This window comes from Novosphingobium sp. KN65.2 (assembly GCF_001368935.1).
Taxonomy (GTDB): Bacteria; Pseudomonadota; Alphaproteobacteria; order Sphingomonadales; family Sphingomonadaceae; genus Novosphingobium; species Novosphingobium mathurense.
In genome coordinates this window covers 1-4,967 of record NZ_CCBH010000225.1, presented here as the reverse complement: position 1 = coordinate 4,967, position 4,967 = coordinate 1, and the positions used below count along the sequence as shown (strand labels likewise).

Annotated in this window: 6 protein-coding genes; all 6 read left to right on the top strand. The window is 62.5% G+C overall.

Annotated elements, in window-relative coordinates:
* Positions 1-156: 156 nt before the first annotated feature.
* Entirely contained in the window at positions 157-615 is a 459-nt protein-coding gene (locus SPHV1_RS23715; protein ID WP_197277800.1) for a helix-turn-helix domain-containing protein, read from the top strand.
* A complete protein-coding gene (locus SPHV1_RS23710; protein WP_054948461.1) occupies positions 612-1,991 on the top strand; it encodes a DEAD/DEAH box helicase in 1,380 nt (459 codons plus the stop codon). Before SPHV1_RS23715 ends, SPHV1_RS23710 begins: the two co-directional genes overlap by 4 nt.
* On the top strand, positions 1,934-3,103 hold the full coding sequence (locus SPHV1_RS23705; RefSeq protein ID WP_231634844.1) for an ATP-dependent RecD-like DNA helicase: 1,170 nt from the start codon (positions 1,934-1,936) through the stop codon (positions 3,101-3,103). The genes SPHV1_RS23710 and SPHV1_RS23705 overlap by 58 nt, the downstream gene beginning before the upstream one ends.
* A complete protein-coding gene (locus tag SPHV1_RS23700) occupies positions 3,100-3,429 on the top strand; it encodes a hypothetical protein (protein ID WP_054948459.1) in 330 nt (109 codons plus the stop codon). Before SPHV1_RS23705 ends, SPHV1_RS23700 begins: the two co-directional genes overlap by 4 nt.
* Positions 3,422-4,051 carry a hypothetical protein gene (locus SPHV1_RS23695; RefSeq protein ID WP_054948458.1) on the top strand — a complete coding sequence of 210 codons (630 nt, stop codon included), beginning with the start codon at positions 3,422-3,424 and terminating at the stop codon, positions 4,049-4,051. The genes SPHV1_RS23700 and SPHV1_RS23695 overlap by 8 nt, the downstream gene beginning before the upstream one ends.
* The coding region (locus SPHV1_RS23690; RefSeq protein WP_197277799.1) for a virulence-associated E family protein at positions 4,048-4,967 on the top strand (920 nt) is incomplete at its 3' end. The genes SPHV1_RS23695 and SPHV1_RS23690, both read left to right, overlap by 4 nt.

Genomic DNA, 4,967 nt, shown 5'->3' with positions numbered 1-4,967 from the left:
CCGCCGCAAGTACCTGCCGCGCCAACTCGCGGCGACACGCCTCAAGCTGCGCATGCTCGAGCGCGAGGCCGAGCGGCTCGGTCTCGGCCATCTCGTCGCGCAGCAATGCGCCGGTCAGGCACAGGAGCAAGCCGCATGAAGCCTCGTATCGCAGACATGATCACCATCGCCTCGCGGCTCACCAATATCCCCGAGAGCGAAATCAAGGGGCCGAAGCGCTATCAGGCGTACTGCGCCATTCGTGCGGCTATCTACCTTGTGGCCCGCGAGTGGGAATATTCGTGGCCTTTCATCGGTCGGCAGGTCGGTGGTCGCGATCACTCTACTGCGATCTATGGCGTGCAGGGCACCGGCAAGTTCTCGAAAGCGATGCAAGACTTCGACGGCTTTCTGGAAACGCTCGGGCGCTATGCCGACGAGTTGCCGCCGTTCGTGTCCGAAACGACATGGCAACCGCCTGAGTTCTTCTCGGTGCTGCTATCTGATCGTCATCTTCGCAACCTTGAGAGCAAGGTCGAAGCCCCGCAATTCGAGGAAGGCTGGTCCGGCTTCAAGCTGCCGCCTGTTGCGACCCCTCGCCGCTGGACAAAGCCGCCGATGGAGATGGCCGCATGATCCAGCTACGCGAATATCAGGCACGCGTCATCGAGGAAAGCCGGGCCGCCTACGCGCAACGCCTGCGCGCCGTGCTCCTATGCATGCCGACTGGTGCGGGGAAGACGATGACCGCCTCGACGATCGTGCATGGGGCATCGGCAAAGGGAAATGTGACGTGGTGGCTGGTCCATCGGCGTGAGCTGCTGAGCCAGGCAAGCCAGACCTTCCATTCTCTCAATATCCCGCATGGCACGGTGCAGGCCGGTCATGTCTCGAACCCCTATGCCCGGGTGCAGGTCGCGAGCGTGCAGACGATCATTCGTCGCCTCGACGAACTTCCGGCGCCTGACCTGATCGTCTTCGACGAAGCGCACCACATCGGTTCGGCATCGTGGCAGGCGATATTCGAACACTTCCCGCGCGCCCGGGTGCTCGGCCTCACCGCAACGCCGTGGCGGCTCGATGGCGTCGGCCTTGGCAACTGGTTCGAGCACATGGTGCTTGGCCCGACGACCGGCGAACTGATCGAGCAGGGATCGCTCTCCCGCTACCGCCTTTTCGCGCCCGCCATGCCCGATCTTTCTGGCGTCGGCACAGTGGCGGGCGACTTTCACCGCTCGGCCCTTTCCGCTGCCATGGACAAGCCGCAGATCGTCGGCGACGCTATCGGGCACTACAAACGCCTGTGCGCGGGGAAGCGTGCCGTTGCCTTTGCTGCCGGTGTCGAGAACAGCAAGCACATCGCGGCGCAGTTCATTGCCGCAGGAATCCCCGCCGAGCATGTCGATGGCTCGATGAGCGTGGCTGAGCGTGACGGCGCAGTCGAACGCTTCCGCAGCGGGCAAACGCTGATCCTTTCGAATGCGGACCTGTTCGGCGAAGGCTTCGACGTCCCCGCAATCGAGGCGGCGATCCTCCTGCGCCCCACGAAATCACTTAGCCTGCACCTGCAGCAGGTCGGCCGCGCGCTTCGTCCGGCAGAGGGCAAGGCCGAGGCGATCATCCTCGATCATGCCGGAAACAGCCTGCTCCACGGCCTGCCTGACGATGCCCGCGAATGGGATCTGGCGGACCGCGAAAAGAAGAAGCGCGCGGCGCCGAGCGAGGTGCCGGTGCGCACCTGCGAAGAATGCTACTTCGTCTATCGACCCGCGCCCAAGTGCCCGCAATGCGGTCATGCCGTTGAGGTGAAGGCACGCGAGATCGAGGTCGTCGATGGGGTTCTTGAGGAGGTGCGGCGCGACGAAGCCAAGCGGGCGCAACGCCGCGAAGTCGGCAAAGCTAAAACGCTTGAGGACTTCCAGCGCATCGCTCGTGAGCGCGGATACAAGCCGGGATGGGCGCACCAGATGATGCGCGTTCGATCCTCGCAAGGCCGGAGTGCCGCTGCATGAGTTGGTCCCCACAACAGGAAGCGGCCATTCGTGACGTGCGCACATGGCTTGCAGATCCGAAGCGCAAACAGGTCTTCCGCCTGTTCGGCTACGCTGGAACCGGCAAGACCACGCTGGCGAAGCAACTCGCTGACACAGTGGGAGGAACGGTCCTATACGCCGCCTTTACCGGAAAAGCGGCGCTGCAACTGCGCAAAAAGGGTTGTGAAGGCGCCTCGACGATTCACTCGCTGATCTACAAACCCCAGGTCGACGATAAGACCGGCGCGGTTGAATTCGTGCTCAACCACGAGAGTGATATTTCTGACGCCAAGTTGATCGTGATCGATGAGGTGTCGATGGTCGGAGAGGATCTGGCGCGCGATCTCTTGAGTTTCGGAAAGCCAGTTCTTGTCCTTGGTGACCCGGCGCAGCTTCCGCCAGTGAAAGGGGAAGGCTTCTTCATCAATGCCGCGCCAGACGTGATGCTGACAGAGGTACACCGGCAGGCACAGGACAATCCCATCATTCGCATGTCGATGGACATTCGCGAGGGGAACCGACTGCGCCGCGGTAAATATGGCGAGAGCGCCGTCATCAATCGCGATGATGTCGGGCAGGACGCGATGCGCGAGATGGTGATGTCCGCCGATCAATTGCTCTGCGGCCTCAATCGCACACGCGTCGCCTTTAATCGCCGAATTCGCACACTCAAGGGCCTGTGCGGAACTGCGTACCCTTGGCACCCGACAACTGGCGACCGCCTGATCTGCCTACGCAATGACCGTGAAAAGCACCTCTTCAACGGGGGGTTATGGGATGTCGATAGCGTCGAGGACAAGATGGGACGCATCGACATGAACGTCTCTTCACTCGATGAGCAGCGCGATCCGGTCAGCGTCAAGGTGTTCGAGGAGTTCTTCAACGGCACCGAGGCTTCGCTCGACTGGCGTGAGCGGCGTGAATGCGAGGAATTCACCTTCGGGTGGGCGATCACCTGCCACAAGAGCCAAGGCTCGCAATGGAATAGTGTCATCATCTTCGACGAGAGCGGCGCTTTCCGCGAGGCAAAGGCGAACTGGCTTTACACGGCTGTCACTCGTGCCGCTGAACGCGTGGTGGTGGTCGTATGAGCCAGCCCCACACCGACCTCGTAAACGAAATCCGCCTGTTCATCTCCGAGATCGGCGGCGTCTCCGTTCCTGTCGACACGCCCGGCCTGCTCTATACCCGCGATGGCCGACCGGCGAAGTTCGGGACGAAGGGCGCGCTCGACATCGCCGCGACCATCAAGGGCCGTGCCGTGTGGATCGACGCCAAGATCGGCCGCGACCGCCTCAAGCCCGCACAGGTCAAGTTCTGCCGAGCCCAGGAGCGCGCGGGCGCCATCGCTTTTGCTGCGTGGTCTCCGGACGATGTGCGCGATCGCCTCATGCAGGAGGGCCTGCTCGATGGGTGAGCCAGACCAGACAAACGAATTCTCGGCCTATTGGTATGCCCTGTCGAAAGACACGCCGGCCAAGACATGGTGGCGCTGCCCGCCGATGCACGATTCCGTCTATTCCGCCCTCGGCATACGCAAGTCTGACACGGGCGCGATCTATGCCTGCGCACCGTTTCGCCGCCACCCGGCCGGGCACATCCTTGCCGCCTACCCGGCACCGCGCCTGTTCGACGAGCCCGACCACAACTGGCTCGGCATCGAGACGGTGATCGAGTGGCACCCCGGCAAGGATGCAGCCGAAGTCGTGGGCGATCCGACGCCGCAGATCGTCGGCCACATGACCGAGGAAGCCAACGGCCTGTTTTCCTCGCCTCGGCGCTTCTTCCAGCAATGGGCGGCCAAGCGCGCGCAGTTCGCCGTGCAGCGCCAGAACGCTGCCAAGGGCCTGTGGCACATCGCACCGGCCGAGCGTGACGAAATCCCGGGTGGTCTGGTGATCGGGGCAACGGCGGACATCCGCTGGCACCCGTCTGCCATGCCGACCGATATTCAATGCTTCGGGCTCAACCCGACGATCATAAACAAGGCAATCCTGCGCGCCGCCAGACTGCCCAGAGCCAGGGGAGGCACAGCATGATGGCGGAACCGACAGATAACGTATTCGATCTGCAGGCATGGAAGGGTAAGCTGCAGACCAGCAAGCAGGGCGTGAAGAAGAGCATCACCAACCTGATGCTTCACCTCGAAAACCTGCGCGAGTTCGGCGACAAGATCCGCTGGAACGAGCTGGCCTATCGCGCTGAATGGAACGGCCACCCGATCGAGGACAGCGACCTGATAGCGGTCCGCCTGATCCTTGAGGCGCACCAGTTCGAGCCGAACGTCGGCGATGTGCTGCCTGCGGTCATGGCCCACGCCAAGCGCAACCCCTATCACCCGGTCCGCGAGTACCTGAACAGTTTGAAATGGGACGGTGTGGATCGCATCGATCGATGGCTCACCGATTGCATGGGCGCCGACGCCAACGACTTCACCGCCATCATCGGGCGCAAGACGCTGATCGCTGCCGTTGCCCGCGCCTTCAAGCCGGGCTGCAAGGTCGATACCGTGCTCATCCTCGAAGGTGAGCAGGGCATACGCAAGTCATCGGCCATCGCCACGCTGTTCGGCGAGGAATTCACAGCCGAGTCCGTCAACCTGTTCGACCAGCATAACAAGATGGTCATGTCGATGATGGGGGCATGGTGCGTCGAGCTGGCCGAGTTCATCGCCATCACGCGCAAGGACGAGAACACGGTCAAGGGGCTGCTCTCCATGAAGTCCGACCGCGTGGTCCTTCCCTACGCGAAGATGGCGTCCGAGCATCCCCGCCAGTGCATATTCTTCGGGACGATCAACCCATCTGAAACAGGCTATTTCACCGACGCCACCGGCAATCGGCGATACTGGCCCGTCTTCGTGCGCAAGGCCGATCTCGACTGGATCGCCGAGCATCGCGATCAACTCTGGGCCGAGGCCGTCGAGGCGTATCGCTGGAATGAGACGTGGTGGCT

Bases quoted from the DNA above. Each gene is read 5' to 3' on its own strand.
- SPHV1_RS23710 (WP_054948461.1), top strand. From the start codon at position 612: ATGATCCAGCTACGCGAATATCAGGCACGCGTCATCGAGGAAAGCCGG.
- SPHV1_RS23715 (WP_197277800.1), top strand. From the start codon at position 157: ATGATCACCATCGCCTCGCGGCTCACCAATATCCCCGAGAGCGAAATC.
- SPHV1_RS23695 (WP_054948458.1), top strand. From the start codon at position 3,422: ATGGGTGAGCCAGACCAGACAAACGAATTCTCGGCCTATTGGTATGCC.
- SPHV1_RS23705 (WP_231634844.1), top strand. From the start codon at position 1,934: ATGGGCGCACCAGATGATGCGCGTTCGATCCTCGCAAGGCCGGAGTGC.
- SPHV1_RS23700 (WP_054948459.1), top strand. From the start codon at position 3,100: ATGAGCCAGCCCCACACCGACCTCGTAAACGAAATCCGCCTGTTCATC.